Here is a 16,380-nt window from a genome sequence, read left to right as displayed (position 1 = left end):
TAAAAGACAAGGATTATTTCTTTAGGCCTAGACACCACATTATCTTACCTTTAAAATAAACTACGAATGCTTGCCGCCGTAATCATCCCATAGGGATTAAATATTTGTAGAATAGCCATTTAGGTCAGATTGTCCCGAAGGGACAAAACAAGTAGGTCTGTAAATTGAGGGCTTGATTCGATAGCAGGTAGCCTCCTCCCAAGAAAAGACGTGAAGTTTAGTAAAGCCGTCGTTTAGTTCCCACCCGGTGGCTTGTCCCCAGACAGCCACCTTTACTAAGAGGTACATGTAAAATCGTTAGAGTAGTTTTTTGCTTACAGTTATTACCTTCGGGGCGTGCTTCTGAATCGTTAAGCTTTACCAAACTTTCGGAAGTTTAAAGCAGTCGTTTAATCCAGTTATTACATGTTAAAGTAACGCAGGTGTTTCGGCCAATTCTACTACTCCACCTTCTATATCAGACTGTAATTTGATGTTTTTAAAAAGTTGAATTTCTGCGGATTCCACATTTTGCATGATGAGTGTAGCAATAGTCATCGGGCCAACACCTCCCGGCACCGGAGTATAGGCCATGGCCCTGTCCTTAACTTTACTGATCTCAATGTCACCAATACCGCCTGCATGGTAGCCTGCATCAATAACTATTGCATTGTCCTTGATCCAGTCAGCCTTGATAAATTCAGGTTTGCCTACTGCCCCAACTACTATATCGGCACCTTTAACAATCTCCGGAAGGCCTTCGGTTTTGGAGTGGCATATGGTGACTGTTGCGTTTTCGTTAAGCAACATCATCGCTACAGGCTTGCCTAATATGGGGCTTCTGCCGACTACTACGGCATGTTTTCCTTCTATGGGCAGGTTGTAGTGCTTGATGAGTTTCATTATTCCCGCCGGAGTGGCACTTCCGAATGCAGGCTCATTCATGGCCATACGACCGAAGCCGTGACAGGTAACGCCATCAACATCCTTTTCAGCAGCGATCCTGTCAAAACACTCCCGCTCATTGATGTGGGCAGGCACGGGATGTTGCAGCAGTATGCCACAAACCGAATCGTCATTGTTCAGTTTGTCAATAGCCGCCAGTAACTGTCCCGTGGTGGTTTCCTCAGGCAGGTGAAGCTTCAGCGACTTCATCCCTACCCTCTCGCAGGCATTGCCCTTCATCTTTACATACACTTCAGAAGACGGATCGTTGCCCACCAGCACCGTAGCAAGCACAGGCACCACACCGGTTTGTCTTATGATATTGGCAACTCGTTTTTTAAGGCTTTCTTCAATCTCTTTGGATAAGGCTTTTCCGTCAAGTAAAACAGGTGTATAGGACATCGGGGGAAGTACGTTTATGCCGGGAAATAATTTTGGTTGCGAAAGTAACCATTTGGATTTAACAGTGCAATAGTTGCACGCCGTTAAGTCATTACTGCCGTTACTTGCTACGGGAATCTCCCTGCTCCACCACTCCTTTTTCTATAGCCTGATGATGGGCCAGGGCAATGCGGATCTCTCCATATTCATATTCATCGCCCAGCTTGCTTTTGATTTTCCCGGACGAAGTGGTGCCTAATGTCCTCATGACTGTAAGTATATTCTCCATTTTTTCACCATCCATCAGGTCAGAGGCTTTGATTTCCCCCGTGAGCACATAAGTACATAAATGCCCTTCAATAGTTCCTGATGTAAGGCCGCGCAACTCTGCTATTTCTTCTACACTTTTCCCTTCCTTGTAAAGCCCGTAAGTCACCTCCTTTGTAGGTACCTTCTTTTCCTTTTTCTCGGTCTTACCGGAGGCGCGGTTATAAATACCCGAAGATTGCAGGTCTTCTTTGGTGAGCATTTTATTGTCAATTGCATGTGAGATCAGCAGTTCTGCTTTCTGGATTTGCTGTTCTTTTCTATCAAACAGACTTTCAATATCCTTAAGCTCACCGGAGTAGCCCTTTACCTTTTTTTGAATACTAACCTGCTTCTTATGTTCCTTTACTTTTTGCGAAAGCGACCGTAACAAAGGCTGAAAATAACCATTGGCTTTTTGCACCCGCTCATAAATGTTCAGCAAGTAGTCATTTCCATCTTCTCCGACAATTCTGGCCAGTTGCCTGATAAACTTTCCTGCCACCTCTTGGAGTGGTTTCGTCTCATTCAGCAGCTCATTGGTCCAGTCCTTATATTTTTGCTTTGCTGATTTGTTTTCATCCTTATCAAACCCTTGCAGATGATTGTTCAATTCAATCAGGATATCAGTAAAATCAAAAGCAGTTTGAGTATAGCCCAGTAGAAATTTTTTCCTGTCCTGCTTTAACTCTTCCTGCAGGTCATTTACCGCCCTTTTGCTACCTGCAAAACTTTGGAGCGCACTATCAGTATCTATGCCACTTTCCGGAACAGGTGCAGAAAGTACCAGTCCTTTCATGGAGGTAAGCCGGGAAAGAGCCACATACATCTGCCCCGGGGCAAAAGAATCAGAAAGATCAAGGATAGCTTTTTCAAAAGTAAGTCCCTGGCTTTTGTGCACGGTAATGGCCCAGGCCAGCTTGATCGGGTACTGCTCGTAGGTACCAATTACAGTCTCCTCCACCTGTCCGGTATCAGCATTGAGCTTATACCTTTTATTTTCCCAGAGGTAGGTTTTCACCTCCACCAGCGCACCGTCACCATCGAGCTCTACCTCTATGCTTTCACTCCCCAGAGATACTACCTTACCGATCTTACCATTATAATATTGCCCTTCACCACTCGGATCATTCTTTATAAACATCACCTGAGCACCCAATTTCAGCACTATCGCATCTGACAAAGGGTACATATTTTCAGGAAAGTCTCCGGATACTTTAGCCTTGTATTCATAGGCCTTGCTCTCCAGCTTTTCCAGCTCACGTTCATTGATCAGGTCAGCCTTCCTATTGTGGGTGGTAATGTGGATGTATCCTTCCTCAGCCTGGTCACTCACGTCCTTGCGGTAGTATGAGTTCAACTTTTTCACATCGTCGGCCAGCAGCTTGTTGTCCCTAAGCCTGTTGAGAATATCCAGAAATTCAGGATCGGATTGCCTGTAAATCTTATCCAGTTCGATGTAGACAGGAGGGTAGTTTTTCAGCACCTGGGAATCGAAGAAGTAAGCACTGCCATAATACTTTGAAAGCAGCGGCCATTCTGAATTTTTGACTACAGGTGGCAACTGATTGAGGTCACCTATAAAAAGCATCTGCACACCTCCGAACGGCACATCCCTCCTTCTCCTTACATGCCTTAGTATAACATCAATACAGTCGAGCAGGTCAGCACGAAGCATACTTACCTCATCGATGATTAGCAGCTCAATCTCACGCAGCAGTTTACGCTTAGTGCTTCTCATTTGCAACTGGGAAATAACCGACTTGGGTGTATTTAGCTTCTCTCTCAGTTCAAGTCCGCCCATTGATACCTCTCCCGGCACAAAAGTCCCGAAAGGCAACTGCAAAAGTGAGTGGAGGGTAACTCCACCTGCATTAATAGCAGCAATGCCTGTAGGAGCTGCCACCACCGCAGCTTTATAGGTTTTCGCCACCAGGTACCTCAGCAAAGTGGTTTTCCCACTGCCGGCTTTCCCGGTAAGGAAAATATGCCTTTGGGTAGTATTTACATATTTAACAGCTAACTCCGCTACTTCACTCAATTTCTGACTCATGCCATAATATTAGCCAAGTCAGCGATAAATAACCAAGCCAGTGTACGTTTATGTCTGAAAATCAGGCTAAATAATAATACTTTGAATTTACTTATCGGATTAAGATTTGTATATTGTTATATGCTAAGACCACACCCTTAAGACCTAAACCCTTTAACCAAAAAGCTTAAGAGCCAAATGCAATAACCAACTCAGGCTTTAAAAAAATATTGCAATGGGCCGAAAAAGTAACATTCCGATCCTGGCGTTATTGGTATTGATCGTCATTGCAATACTGATTGTGCTACAGTACAATCAAAGCTCTGCGATCCCAGCCACCCCCGAAATCATCATCTATATTCTAGTAATGGCTTTGCTCATTGCGTTTTGGCTAGTATTGAAGGCATTGCTTTTTGATGATCAAAACCATATCAGAGACAATAAAACTGTAGAATGGCTGGAGGCAGATCTCAGAAAATTAGAAAAAAGATACAAAACGATCATCGAAGAAGCACCGCATGCCATCGCCATGTTCGATTTGGATATGAAGTATATCGCAGCATCCCGCAAATGGTTGACTGACTACGGCATTAAGCATGCAGACATTACGGGGCTTTCACATTATGAAATATTTCCTGAAATAGGTGATGAATGGAAAAAGATACACCAGGAATGCCTGCAAGGTGCCATCAACACCTGCGAAGAAACCAGCTTTTTGAGGGCAGACGGCTCAGTGCAATGGATCACCTGGGATGTACGCCCATGGTATACTTCAAAACATACCATAGGTGGCCTTTTAATGTACACCTCCGACATTACCGAAGCCAAAGAAAAGGAATTTGGCAAAAAAAGAATAGAGAATATATTGGGCAAGGCCAGTGAAATGGCCCGCATTGGCACCTGGGAGATCGATCTGGCCACAGGCGGTGTAACATGGAACAGGATTACGCGCGAAATCCTTGAAATGCCCGAAAACCTCAAGACCGACTATACTTATATTTTTAAGTTTTTCAAAAAAGGAAAAAACAGGGCTATGATAGAAAAAGCCGTCGCTGAAGCTATCAACCTGAACAAGTCGTACGACCTTGACCTGGAACTGGTTACGGCAAGAGGGAATAGTCTTTGGGCAAGGGTTATGGGCCAGCCGGAGTTTATCCATGGCCAATGCCAGCGGCTATATGGCGTGTTTCAGGACATCAACGAAAAAAAGAAAAACGAACAGATCATTCAGGAAGAAAGGAGGCTGCTCAGAACCATCATTGACAATATACCCCTTAACGTTTACACCAAAGATCTTCTGTCAAGAAAAACCCTCGTCAACAGGAGCGAGTGCGAATACATGGGACTGAAAGAGGAAGAGATACTAGGCAAGAGTGATTTTGACCTCTTTCCTGAAGACTCTGCCAGTGAGTCTGTAAAGCAGGACCAATATGTATTTACCACGGGGAAACCCCTCAAAAATCTGGAGTGCCGCCATGTTAAAAATGACAACACCATAACCTGGTTTATGTTTTCCAAGGTCCCTCTCCGGGACAAAACCGGTAAAATAACCGGGCTTCTGGGCATCAGCTATGACATCACCTCCCGTAAAGTGGCGGAAAACCAGGCCCGAATGCTCCTGGCCAACCTGAAAACAATCATGGATGCCACCACAGAAGTTTCCATCATCAGCACTGACCTGAATGGCACTATCATGCACTTTAACAAAGGCGCTGAAAACCTCCTGGGCTACAGGGCCGGTGAAGTAGAACACAAAGAAACCCCGGTTATTTTTCACGATAAAAATGAAATCCACCAAAGGGAAAAAGAGCTTTCCGCCTTGCTAAGGAAAGAGGTCAGTGGCTTCGATGTATTTGTAGAGTATGCCAGACAAGGACAGTCAGAATCGCGGGAGTGGACCTACATCAAAAAAGACGGGTCCCAAATCAAGGTTCAGTTAGTGGTAACAGCCATCAAAAATGAAAACAATGTCACCACCGGCTTTCTGGGAATAGCCACTGACATTACTGAGCGCGTGGAAAACCAGAAAAAACTGCTGGAGGCCAAAGCTAACCTGGAGGTACTGACCGAGAGGCTGACCGAGCAAAATGCCCAGCTTGCCAATTTTGCCCATATTACCTCGCATAATCTCAGGTCTCCCGTTGGCAACCTTTCATCTCTGCTACACCTCTACAAACTGGCTGAGACCAAAGAAGAAAGAAAGCAGATCTTCGAAAAATTCAAAACCGTAATTCAGCATCTCTCCTCCACTCTCAATACTTTGATAGAAACATTGAAAAATGAAGAATCGAATAGTAAGGAGACAGAAATTATCGAATTTCAGGAAGTATTTAACAAAACGCTGGAGATCATCACCGCTCAGATCATTGAAAGCGATGCCATCATTACCTGCGATTTTTTGAAAGCACCTGTTATAAACTACAACAGGAATTACCTGGAAAGTATTTTTCTTAACCTGCTTACCAATGCCATCAAATACAGGGCGCTTGGCAGGTCTCCTGTCATACATGTTGAAACCAAAGTCTCCGAAGCCGGTATAACCCTGGCCATTACCGACAACGGGCTAGGCATAGACTTAACCAAACATGGAGACAAACTTTTTTGCCTGAACAAGACCTTTCACGACAACCCGGAAGCCAAAGGTGTAGGGCTTTATATCACCAAAACACACGTAGAATCTATGGGAGGAAACATTTGCGTGGACAGTCAGGTAGACAAAGGCTCTACTTTCAAAGTGAATTTTTAAAATAATTCTCCCGTTGTAAAATCCAGACATCAGCCCGTTCCGTATATTGAATAAAACATCCTAAACATATGCTCCAAAACAATATTAAAGCCCCGGTATTCAAACTAACCGATATCTTCCAGCGAACCATAGACCTCAATGAATATAGCGATAAAAAGATATTCATAGGCTTTTTCAGACATGCCGGGTGCCCCTTTTGCAACCTACGGGTACACACGCTCACCAAAGTTTATGAAGAATTAAAAGCCCAGGGCATGGAGATGATCTTTTTCTTCGAATCACCGGAAAGGGTATTGCTCAGGAGTACATTTCACAAAGAAGTATCCCCTATCCCACTCATTTCAGATCCTGAAAAAGTCTGGTATGATGCCTATGGACTCGAAAGCTCAGGCTACAAATCGGCAGTCAGCCATTTAAGCTCATTTGTGCAAACTGCCTTTAAAGCAGCCAAAACCGGTGTACCCATGCACATGATGTCCGGCGGAGAATCCATCAAAACCATGCCTGCCGAGTTTCTGGTTGACAGGGGCCTGATCATTAAAAAAGTACATTATGCCGAAAGCCTTACCGACCGGCTGGATATTTCAATAGTGAAGGAATTTGCCAGAACGGAGTTGGTCGAGAGTTAAGAGTATTGACTAAGCACTCTCAATACTCATGACTAAACACTCATAACTATTTTGTTATTAAGTTAATTCAACTAATTTTGTATTGATTAATACATAAATATAATCTTACAAAATGAGAGGTCGGCCAAGCAAATACAATAATCAGGAGGTAGAAGCCAAAGCACAGCAGTTATTTTGGTCAAAAGGATACACGGCCACTTCCATGGATGACCTGCTCAAAGCTATGGGAATTGGCTACGGAAGCTTTTACAATGCCTATAAGGGAGGGAAAAAGGAGCTGTTCCGCAAAGCTATCCAGCAACGCCGGGAGGCTTTTGACGCTTTTAAAAAAGAGCTTAGCCAAAGCGAAAGCCCGCTGGACCTGATCAAGGATTTCTTCCGGAGTATTGCCCTGGCTGATGAAAATAGCCATCTGCAAGGCTGCATTATTGTCAACACCGTGGTGGAAATGACTTTTATTGATGACGATCTGGAAAAAGAGGCCGTACAGATATTGAGAGAGGTGGAACAAATGTTTACAGACACCATCGCCCTGGAGCAAAAACAGGGTAAACTAAAAAATCAGGCTGATCCTGAAATTTTGGGCCGCTACCTGATCACCTTTTGGAATGGCCTGAATGTTACCCGGCGCATGTATCCGGACAAAGACCTGCTCAAAAAGCAGATCGATATGCAACTCGATATACTCAGCTAATTTTTTTATCAATTTTTGTATTGATCAATACAATATAAAATCTAATAACAAACAACAGCAAACATGGATTTACAACTCAAATCAAAAACAGCATTTATCAGTGGTTCAACCCAGGGCATAGGTTCTGCCATAGCCAGACAATTACTTGCCGAAGGTGCACGTGTGATTATCAATGGTAGAACGCAGGAGAAAGTGGATGAAGCTGTAGCTAATTTAAAACGCGATAACAGCAGCGCCAAAGTATCAGGAATAGCCACAGATTTTGCCAATACAGATGAGATCAATAAACTTCTGTCGGCACTTCCTGAAATTGACATATTGATTAACAATGTCGGCATATTCGACCTTAAAGACTTCAGTGAGCTTACCGATGAAGAATGGTACAGGTTCTTTGAAATTAATGTAATGAGCGGCATTCGCCTGTCCAGGGCCTTGCTTCCCAAAATGTTGTCCCGGGGCTGGGGAAGGGTCATTTTCATCAGCAGCGAATCAGGCCTCAACATTCCCGAAAACATGATCCATTATGGGATGACCAAGACAGCCATGCTATCCTTGAGCAACGGTCTCTCCAAACTGACCAAAAATACAGCCGTAACGGTAAACACAATACTCGGCGGCCCTACGTACTCAGAGGGTGTAGCGCAGGCGGTAGAGCAGATTGCCCAGGCCCAAAACATAACCGTTGAGCAAATGAAGCAGGCTATCATGCAGAACACAAACCCACACTCCCTGATACAGCGCTTCATAGAACCGGCAGAAATCGCCAGCCTCGCAACCTATCTTTCCAGCCCACTGTCCATTGCCACCAATGGCGCTACCCTACGCGCTGACGGAGGGACACTGCAAGTGATTTAGAAGACTTACCCGTCTGAGGCAAACAAACAAGAGGCCGTCTCAAAAGTAATTTGAACGGCCTCAGTTTTTTTTTGTATACGAGATTTTTCTCAGATAGGTACCCGAACACGCCTACCCTTTTAAGACAGCCTCTCTTCGATACGCTTAAAGCTATGACCACCGCTTTAGCACAATCCTTACCATACCAACACTCCTCCAGCCCTGACAAGGGCGCTATCTATCAGCAAAAGGTGCAGCCTTTTGTACTATATAAACCCAGCCCAAAGGCCTGAAAGGCCGGGATTACTACTGCCTGTGGACAATACCTACTGCCCGTGCTACAGAACAGCTCTCCCGGTGGTTGTCCCCAGACAACCACCTTCGGCAGGCTTGATTCTTAGGACAGTTTTTTTATCAAGAAAATACATGGTGAGGTAATACCACCCTTTTCATATCTCCTACCCCTGCCCTGAGTAAGTCACGATATCAATCCCCACACCATTAGGGTCCTGAATCGCAAAATGCCTGTCTCCCCAGGGTTCGTCCCTGATATCGATAATGATTTTGACATTCTTTTGCTTCAACTCTTTGTAAACAGCATCCACATCTTCCACTTCTATGGTCAGGTAAACTCCCTTTCCCGCAAAAGCAGGTTGAAAAAGTGGTTGCTGAGATGAATGCTCTGGCAACAGGAAGCTCAGCTCCGCCTGTTTACCCGGCGTGTGCATCAACAGGTAAAATTCGTTTTCAAAAGTGATTCCAAAGCCAAGTACTTTTGTATAGAATTCTTTGGTCTCACTAAGCTTGTCGGTGATTATTCCGGCGTTCATTTTCATATTCATGGCAGTTTTACTTTGAGAAGTTGATGATTGTGCAAAAACAGCAGTACTCAAGCACAGCAATACGGCTATGGTTATTAATCTTCTTACTTTCATGTGCTATTCTTCATTTGATTATAGCACAAAGGTGAGCCGCCTTGCAAAAGATTTATTGTAAAAATCGGACATTTTCACCACCCGCTTACCTGGCCGGGAGTAGAGCCATAGAGACGTTTAAATTCTTTAATGAAATGCGCCTGGTCGTAATAATGGTCCAGAAATGCTTTATTATCCAGCAAACTTGTCCCTGAAGGTGAACTTTGCAGCATATTTTGAAACCGCACTACCTGACTAAAAGCCTTTACAGAGTCACCAATATAGCTCCCAAAAAGCCTTCGAAGTTGCCTGGGGCTCACCCCTACATCAAATCCTGTCTCTACCTTTTCTTTACCCTGGCTGGCAAATATTAGATCTAAAGCATGATAAAACCTGGGATCAGCTTTGAACGCTGCCCTCGAAAACAAATGACTAAAATGCTGGTCTAAAACTTTTTTAGCTGAGACCAAAGTAGTCATTTCAATATCTGCCAAAAGCTGAGCTGTTGAAGGGTGTATGGCATCCAGAGGCTCTGCCTTATTAGTTAATTCTCCAGCGTTGAACTTGTATAGCTGAGGCAATACACCAGGGAAAAAACGTATGCCGATGTAGCGAAAATTTTCAGTCAGTGAAAAGGAGGTATGTGAATCGCAATACCCCATCACGCAGCTCTCCGCAGGGTTTGTAGCATCAAAAAAGATGTCTATGCACCCATCCGTCACTATTTGGTAAGCAAACGGACTGTCCAGCCTTTCCCGGGATGTCAGCTCCCAATAGCAGTAAATAAAGGGCTGCAGCATAACGGAAGGCAGCACCTCCCGATAACCAATATAACCCAAATGCCGCACCGTAGGTTGTATGGGTTTATACAGGTGCCTTAGCATTTCAAAAGGCCTTATATCGGATGATGCGAGTGTAGACAAGAGGTCTTCTTTAATGGGTTAACCTAATTTTATTTAATACGGATTGATGTTTAAAAGTGTTGTTCAGCCTATCTATATTTAATTATTAAGATGCAAATAATTATATTACAAATTGACTAACCATTGGCCTAAAATAGAGATAATGTTACCAACTACTGTATGACCAAAGACCAACTTAACGAATTCAGAGAGAAAATTGCAAAAGACACCGAATATAATGATTGCAGAGAGAGATTTCGCAATAATTATGAGGATATAGAAGCGATTATTGGAGACAGAAGAAATCTTATTAATAACGTAGCACAAAAAGCAAATCAAAATAAACTCTGGGAGCAAGAAGGCATTAAATCTGCCGCTCGCAAACTTTGCTGCCTTACTCCTGTTGGAAACAAAGATCGCGGTTTTGAGGCTGGAACAAACATTTTACGCGCAACTTACTTTTTACGACACCACACAGGACTGTTTGATAAATGGGATGGTTTTCTAGAAGATCTAGATGATGTCAATGAAATTGAGATAGGCTCTCACTGGAAAGGTAAGGATCCAATATTAGCAGTACTGACGATAGTTAAGCAAATAAGGGATAATTTATTCCATGGAGGCAAAGTTCAATTAGAAAACAAGGTTTATGAAAGAAATAAAGTCCTCATTTGTCTAGCTTCTGAAATCTTAGACATTGTGTTGAAAAATATAAATTGAACACATTTAATGCTATAGATACCTATCACAAGCCCCCCTGAATGTTAGTCTAAAAATAAGGTCTATATAACTAAGTAACTTAGAAACACCTTCTGATAATTATTTTTAGCTTACTGGTAAAAAGATACTAAATTGACCTTATGATGAAGAGAATGGTGCGCTGTAAAACCTGGCCGACGGTGGCCTTCGCCTTACTTTCATTACTTTTTTGCCGCTGCCAAAATGCTGATGAGGAAATTGTGATCGGGTTTTCCCAATGTACAGGAAACGACTTGTGGAGAAAAACTATGCATGATGACATGCTCCGGGAGCTGTCCTTTTATGACAATACGAGGCTGATCATTAAAGATGCAGAAGACGACAACAGCCGGCAAATCCAACATATCCAAGAGTTTATCAATACCGGTGTAGACTTGCTAATTGTATCCCCAAACGAAGCTGAACCGGTTACTCCCTACATAGAACAAGCGTACAGCAGTGGCATCCCCGTGATTGTAATAGACCGCAAGTCCAGCTCCAACCTGTACACTGCCTACATCGGCGCAGATAACTTCGAGATAGGAAAAGCTGCTGCCGAATTTGCGTTGACATCGTTTGATCAGGACACAGTCAAAGTACTTGAGATTTGGGGGCTTAGAGGCTCCACACCTGCCATTGAAAGGCATAAGGGATTTAATGCAGGCCTGGCAAACCATGATGTTTTTGAAATAGTGGCTTCCGTGAACGGAGAGTGGCAGTATGAAAAAGCACTGACCAGGTTTGGCTCAGCCATTGACACCCTGGATATCGACCTGGTTTTCGCCCATAACGACCAGATGGGAAAGGCGGCTCATGAAGTATTGCTAAATAAAAAAAGAAGAAAAGACATACAAGTTTACGGTGTGGATGGCCTTCCCGGCAGCGGCGGCGGTCTGGAGATGGTTATGAATGGTGTACTGGATGCCACCTTCCTCTACCCTACAGGTGGCAATGAAGCCATTAGACTGGCAGTGGACATCCTGCAAGGCCGGCCGGTAACCAAAGAGCACAGGTTAATCACCACTGCCATCCATGAGGGGAATGTCAGGACACTGAAACTGCAGTCCGAAAAAATACTCAGCCAGCAGCAAAGCATCATGAGACAGCAGAAACTGATAGCCGATCAAAACAGCCTCTATAAATCACAACGGATCATATTATACCTCGTATCCGGAGGCCTTGTGGTCATAATTGTGCTTGCCATATTCCTTGTTAAATTGCTGCACTCCAAGCAGCAGATCAACAAAAAGCTGCAAAAGAAAAATGAGCAGGTAGAGCTGGCCTCTCAACAGGTAAAAGAAGCCAATGAAGCCAAGCTTAAATTCTTTACTAATATCTCCCACGAATTCAGGACTCCCCTGACACTGATCCTTGGCCCCGCGGAAGAGATGCTAAAACAGAAAAACAGGCCTTTGAAAGATAAGGAAGAGCTGGGAATGATATATAAAAATGCACAAAGGCTGCTCCGGCTCGTCAACCAGCTCATGGACTTTCGTAAAATAGAAAACAACAAACTACAGGTGCAGGCCTCTCCCAGTGACCTTGTTTCATTCATTGAAGATGTTGTTAGCTCATTTAAAAAAGTAGCCAAAGCCCAAAGCATTGATCTTCAATTCAACTGTGACGCCAAACCGGTTGAAGTATGGTTTGATAAGGACATGATCGACAAAGTACTGTTCAACCTGCTCTCCAATGCCTTCAAATTTACTACCGAAAAGGGTTTTGTTCACCTAACGCTGAAAGAATATGAAGACACCGTAACCATTGAAGTGGAAGATAACGGCCTGGGCATGTCGGAGGAGCATGTACTACACGCTTTTGACAGATTCTATGTAGGGGAAAATAACAAAGGTAAGGGCACCGGATTGGGACTGGCCTTGTCAAAAGACCTCATCGAGTTGCACCATGGCTCCATAACCGTGGAAAGCAAAAAGCATATCGGCACAAAGTTTACTATTGCACTAAAAAAAGGGAACAAGCACTTTAGCGAAACAGAACTTGCCCATGAAGAGTCCTCAATTATCAATGATGACAACCATCTGGGCCTGGGAGAGCTGAATACTTTCACCTTGTCTTCCTCCCAACCTTCCGAAACAAAAGAGAATACTGTACTCATCATTGAAGACGATGAGCACCTGAGACAATTTTTGGGCAATTCACTCAGTGAGTATTTTAATGTTGTCACTGCTCCTTCCGGAACAGAAGGCTTAAAACAAGCTTTGGAGCTCATTCCCGACCTGATCGTAACTGACCTGTCGCTGCCCGGACTGGATGGCATCGGCCTTGTCAGGCGAATGAAGAGTGACATGCGCACATCCCACATTCCCGTGATCATGCTTACTTCAAACCATCAGGAGAGCAGCCAGCTTGAAGGCCTCAGATCAGGTGCGGAGCTGTACCTCACCAAGCCATTCCGGCTCAGTCTGCTGCTAGAAGGTATAAAAACGCAAATCAGGAACCGTGAGATACTCAAAAGCCACTACGCCGAATACCATACCAGCAGCAAAGAGGACTCTCCTGCAAACGTAGACCTGAACGCACGCTTTCTCAGAGAATTCAAAACCCTCATCAACAATAATCTGTCAAACACCAATTTTAATGTGGAGTCCATCAGTGAGGAGCTGGGCATGTCGCGCGTACAATTGTACCGCAAGGTGAAGAACATGCTAGGATGCAGTGTCCATGATTACCTGAATGACACCAGGCTAAGCAAAGCGAAAAAATTACTACAGGACAACGGGCTCACCATTTCAGAAATCGCATACGAATGTGGCTTTTCTTCTCCTGCCTATTTTTCCACCGCCTTCAAGGCAAGGTTCAACATCACCCCTTCAGAATACAAAAACAGCCTGCGCTCAGACTGATTCAATTTTGAACATTTGAAACAAAACCTAAAGCAGGCACAGCAAGTTAAGAAGTTCTTTTTTCTCATAAATGTGCGCTAAAAAGAGAAAAACCCGCTTTTATTCAACAGTTCAAAATCACAATCTTTTGAAATAAGATTGAAATCGTTTGCGGCAATTCATGCATACATTGCGGTTAGCATTAAACCTCACCCCTCTATGAAAAATTCACGTGTATTATATTGGTCTGTTACTATCGCTCTGGGTGGCTTTCTCTTCGGGTTTGACACTGCTGTGATCTCAGGCGCGGAACAGGCCATTCAGAAGGTATGGCAGCTTGACGATTTCAGCCATGGACTGGCAGTAGCTATCGCTCTTTACGGCACTGTAATCGGCGCCCTTTTCGGAGGCATTCCTGCCGATGCTATCGGTCGAAAGCAGACGCTTTTTTGGGTGGCCGCACTTTATTTAATATCAGCCCTGGGATCAGCTCTGGCCACCGATCAGTATCTTTTTATGTTCTTTAGACTGATCGGCGGTATAGGCGTGGGTGCATCGTCAGTAGTGGCCCCCATGTATATTTCCGAAATCGCCCCAGCTAAAAACAGGGGTACCATGGTGGCAATGTTCCAGTTCAACGTTGTTTTTGGAATTTTGATCGCCTACGTATCCAATTACCTGTTGGAAGGCGTTAACCCACAGGCCTGGCGCTGGATGCTGGGTGTTGAAGCCATACCGGCGTTGTTCTTCCTTGTTATGGTGCTGCGCGTACCGAGAAGCCCGCGATGGCTTTTGGTGAAAAAAGGCAATGAAGAAGAGGCCCGCGAAGTGCTGGAACTGATCAATCCGGCAGAAGTAGAAAACTCTATCACAGCCATCAGGCAAAGTATTTCAAAAGAGGTGAAAACCAGCTTCAGGCATGTGCTTAGTGGCAAATATAATTTTCATTTGCTCCTGGTATTCCTGTTTGCCATGTTCAATCAGCTCTCAGGCATCAATGCCATTATTTACTATGCCCCAAGAATATTTAACCTTACAGGACTAGGCACAGGCTCAGCACTGCTTTCCACTTCGGGCATAGGTCTGCTCAACCTGATCTTTACTATGATCGGTATGGCCATTATAGACCGGGCAGGAAGAAAACTGTTGATGTATATTGGTTCCCTCGGCCTGATCGCCACTTTGGGGCTGGTTTCCTATTCGTTCTATGTAGAATCCTTCAAGGTTGTACCCATCTACCTGTTTGCCTATATATCATTCTTTGCCATGTCACAAGGGGCCGTCATTTGGGTGTTCATTTCAGAGATCTTCCCTAATGACGTCCGGGCGCTGGGCCAGTCTTTCGGGTGCTTTATTCACTGGTTCATGGCCGCGGTGATCGCCAACATCTTCCCCGTAGTAGTAGGCGCGTTCGATCCATCCCTGATCTTTGCCTTTTTCGGGTTAATGATGTTTTTCCAGCTCCTCTACGTATGGCGAATGATGCCTGAAACAAAAGGAAAATCACTGGAAGAGCTATCGGAAGAACTTGCTGTTAAAGAAAAAGAACTCGCACCACTATGACTCCTTCAAAAACACCTGTAATCTGCTTCGGGGAAGTCCTGTGGGACAAGCTGCCGGGAGGTATCATGCCGGGCGGAGCGCCTATGAATGTAGCCGTACACCTCAACCAGCTTGGGATCTCTTCTGCCATTATAAGCCGCGTAGGGAAAGATGAGGCTGGTAGCGACATCGTGAGGTACATAGACGATAAAGGAGTAGACACTCTATACATCCAGGTTGATGAAACATATTCAACCGGCACAGTCGATGCTGACACTTCCGATCCCAAGGATGTAAAATACACTATAAATGCTCCGGTGGCCTGGGACTTTATTTCAGAAGATGCTGATGTCGAAAATGCCATTACAGGCTCACAGGTTCTCTTGTATGGCAGCCTGGCCAGTAGAAATAAGATCTCAGCCGCCACCCTGGAGCGACTGCTAAAGAAAGCCGGTTACTGCGTATTTGATGTCAACCTAAGGGCACCTCACTATACCCGCAAAGGTGTTGAAAAACTCATGGAGGCCGCACATATGGTAAAAATGAACGATGCTGAATTAAAATTGATAGCATCATGGTATTCTGCCTCCCCTGAGGTGACCCAACAAATGGAAGACATCTCCAGACGATTTCAATTACAAACTCTCTGTGTCACCTTTGGCGAGCAGGGGGCCAGACTGCTGGAAAACGGGCACCTGTACACCCATAGTGGCTATGCCGTGGATGTGGCCGACACCATAGGCAGTGGTGATGCCTTTCTGGCTGCACTGCTTACCCAACGCCTGGGCAACCGGCCTCCGGCATCACGGCTAAGGTACGCGTGTGCCGTTGGTGCTTATGTAGCCTCGCAGGCAGGTGCCACTCCGGTAATCACGGAACAGGCTATTAATCAAAT

The 16,380-nt window shown here is 44.6% G+C and carries 12 protein-coding genes; 8 read left to right on the top strand and 4 right to left on the bottom strand.

The window, feature by feature from the left end; translation table 11 throughout:
• Nucleotides 1-408: 408 nt before the first annotated feature.
• Both E1163_RS11705 and E1163_RS11700 read right to left on the bottom strand, forming a co-directional pair.
• On the bottom strand, nt 409-1,326 hold the full coding sequence (locus tag E1163_RS11705; RefSeq protein WP_155171869.1) for a tetrahydrofolate dehydrogenase/cyclohydrolase catalytic domain-containing protein: 918 nt from the start codon (nt 1,324-1,326) through the stop codon (nt 409-411).
• Nucleotides 1,327-1,426: 100 nt separating this feature from the next.
• Nucleotides 1,427-3,664 (bottom strand): helix-turn-helix domain-containing protein, encoded by a 2,238-nt coding sequence (locus E1163_RS11700; protein ID WP_155171867.1) that lies wholly within the window; start codon nt 3,662-3,664, stop codon nt 1,427-1,429.
• A gap of 214 nt (nt 3,665-3,878) precedes the next feature.
• Between E1163_RS11700 and E1163_RS11695 the strand changes: the two genes are divergently transcribed.
• The 4 genes from E1163_RS11695 (at nt 3,879) to E1163_RS11680 (ending at nt 8,567) form a co-directional block, all read left to right on the top strand.
• The gene (locus E1163_RS11695) at nt 3,879-6,389 is read left to right on the top strand and encodes a PAS domain S-box protein (protein ID WP_155171865.1); all 2,511 of its coding nucleotides are present in this window, start codon (nt 3,879-3,881) and stop codon (nt 6,387-6,389) included.
• 68 nt (nt 6,390-6,457) lie between these two features.
• Entirely contained in the window at nt 6,458-7,018 is a 561-nt protein-coding gene (locus tag E1163_RS11690) for a peroxiredoxin-like family protein (RefSeq protein ID WP_155171863.1), read from the top strand.
• A 112-nt stretch (nt 7,019-7,130) separates the two neighbouring features.
• Nucleotides 7,131-7,712, top strand: coding sequence for a TetR/AcrR family transcriptional regulator (locus E1163_RS11685; RefSeq protein ID WP_155171861.1), 582 nt, complete (start codon nt 7,131-7,133; stop codon nt 7,710-7,712).
• Nucleotides 7,713-7,775: 63 nt separating this feature from the next.
• Entirely contained in the window at nt 7,776-8,567 is a 792-nt protein-coding gene (locus E1163_RS11680) for an SDR family NAD(P)-dependent oxidoreductase (protein WP_155171859.1), read from the top strand.
• A 437-nt stretch (nt 8,568-9,004) separates the two neighbouring features.
• On the opposite strand, the gene E1163_RS11675 is transcribed toward E1163_RS11680, so the two are convergent.
• Nucleotides 9,005-9,481, bottom strand: a complete 477-nt coding sequence (locus E1163_RS11675) for a VOC family protein (RefSeq protein WP_246223635.1) — start codon at nt 9,479-9,481, stop codon at nt 9,005-9,007.
• Nucleotides 9,482-9,555: 74 nt separating this feature from the next.
• Nucleotides 9,556-10,383 (bottom strand): AraC family transcriptional regulator, encoded by an 828-nt coding sequence (locus E1163_RS11670; protein ID WP_246223634.1) that lies wholly within the window; start codon nt 10,381-10,383, stop codon nt 9,556-9,558.
• A gap of 159 nt (nt 10,384-10,542) precedes the next feature.
• Between E1163_RS11670 and E1163_RS11665 the strand changes: the two genes are divergently transcribed.
• The 4 genes from E1163_RS11665 to E1163_RS11650 form a co-directional block, all read left to right on the top strand.
• Nucleotides 10,543-11,082 carry a hypothetical protein gene (locus E1163_RS11665; protein WP_155171857.1) on the top strand — a complete coding sequence of 180 codons (540 nt, stop codon included), beginning with the start codon at nt 10,543-10,545 and terminating at the stop codon, nt 11,080-11,082.
• A 140-nt stretch (nt 11,083-11,222) separates the two neighbouring features.
• Complete coding sequence (locus E1163_RS11660; RefSeq protein WP_155171855.1) at nt 11,223-13,964, top strand: hybrid sensor histidine kinase/response regulator transcription factor; 2,742 nt, start codon at nt 11,223-11,225, stop codon at nt 13,962-13,964.
• 198 nt (nt 13,965-14,162) lie between these two features.
• Nucleotides 14,163-15,506 carry a sugar porter family MFS transporter gene (locus E1163_RS11655; protein ID WP_155171853.1) on the top strand — a complete coding sequence of 448 codons (1,344 nt, stop codon included), beginning with the start codon at nt 14,163-14,165 and terminating at the stop codon, nt 15,504-15,506.
• The coding region (locus E1163_RS11650; RefSeq protein ID WP_155171851.1) for a carbohydrate kinase family protein at nt 15,503-16,380 on the top strand (878 nt) is incomplete at its 3' end. The genes E1163_RS11655 and E1163_RS11650, both read left to right, overlap by 4 nt.

This window comes from Fulvivirga kasyanovii, from assembly GCF_009711405.1.
GTDB lineage: Bacteria > Bacteroidota > Bacteroidia > Cytophagales > Cyclobacteriaceae > Fulvivirga > Fulvivirga kasyanovii.
This window is presented reverse-complemented; position numbering and strand designations above follow the sequence as displayed.

Excerpts from the sequence above, each read along its gene's own strand:
- E1163_RS11705 (WP_155171869.1), bottom strand. The coding sequence starts at position 1,326 with ATGTCCTATACACCTGTTTTACTTGACGGAAAAGCCTTATCCAAAGAG.
- E1163_RS11700 (WP_155171867.1), bottom strand. The coding sequence starts at position 3,664 with ATGAGTCAGAAATTGAGTGAAGTAGCGGAGTTAGCTGTTAAATATGTA.
- E1163_RS11695 (WP_155171865.1), top strand. The coding sequence starts at position 3,879 with ATGGGCCGAAAAAGTAACATTCCGATCCTGGCGTTATTGGTATTGATC.
- E1163_RS11690 (WP_155171863.1), top strand. The coding sequence starts at position 6,458 with ATGCTCCAAAACAATATTAAAGCCCCGGTATTCAAACTAACCGATATC.
- E1163_RS11685 (WP_155171861.1), top strand. The coding sequence starts at position 7,131 with ATGAGAGGTCGGCCAAGCAAATACAATAATCAGGAGGTAGAAGCCAAA.
- E1163_RS11680 (WP_155171859.1), top strand. The coding sequence starts at position 7,776 with ATGGATTTACAACTCAAATCAAAAACAGCATTTATCAGTGGTTCAACC.
- E1163_RS11675 (WP_246223635.1), bottom strand. The coding sequence starts at position 9,481 with ATGAAAGTAAGAAGATTAATAACCATAGCCGTATTGCTGTGCTTGAGT.
- E1163_RS11665 (WP_155171857.1), top strand. The coding sequence starts at position 10,543 with ATGACCAAAGACCAACTTAACGAATTCAGAGAGAAAATTGCAAAAGAC.
- E1163_RS11660 (WP_155171855.1), top strand. The coding sequence starts at position 11,223 with ATGATGAAGAGAATGGTGCGCTGTAAAACCTGGCCGACGGTGGCCTTC.
- E1163_RS11655 (WP_155171853.1), top strand. The coding sequence starts at position 14,163 with ATGAAAAATTCACGTGTATTATATTGGTCTGTTACTATCGCTCTGGGT.